Annotated in this window: 2 protein-coding genes; both read left to right on the top strand. The window is 55.9% G+C overall.

Translation table 11 applies throughout. The features are described from left to right. A partial coding sequence (locus tag ACR0EL_RS22530; RefSeq protein WP_480502360.1) for a UTRA domain-containing protein occupies positions 1-307 on the top strand: 307 nt, incomplete at its 5' end. Between the two features lie 78 nt (positions 308-385). Further along, positions 386-598: AMP-binding protein (locus ACR0EL_RS22535; protein ID WP_480502361.1), on the top strand; the 213-nt coding region annotated here is incomplete at its 3' end.

Genomic DNA, 598 nt, shown 5'->3' on the forward strand with positions numbered 1-598 from the left:
TTTCTCCGGCAATTCGCCATTTCAGTTCGAAGACCGCTGGATCGTGATAGACAGCGTACCTCAGGTCACGCAGGCAGATTTCTCTAGCGTCGGACCCAATGACTGGCTGGTGCAAACTGTCCCGTTCACCAATGTCGAGTTGACCTTTCTGGCCAGCCGCGCCGATACCACTTTGGCCGGTTTTCTGGATGTTCCCGAGGGTGAACCCGTTTTTACTGCCGAGCGTATCACATGGCTGCAGGGTCAGCCGGTAACGTTCGCCAAGATGTATTTTGCGGCCGGATATCGGATGACAACCGAGTTCTGATTGTCCGGGCTTTACGCTTCCCCAATTCCACGACAGATTTGCTGCAGAATGTGCGCGTCTGCTGGAAAGGATATCGGGATGGGCAACCCGCTTTATGATCGTTTGCTGGGCATCCATGCAGGCAAGGATACGCCATTTTTGCACCTTCCGGATGGTCAGACTTTGACCCATGCCACGTTTCTGGACACGGCGGCCCGTCTGGCCAACACCATGACAGGACTGGAAATGGAACCGGGCGACCGCGTGGCGGTGCAGGTGGAGAAATCCGTTGAGGCACTGGCGCTTTATGCC

The sequence above is a fragment of the Ruegeria sp. AH12 genome, from assembly GCF_056541465.1.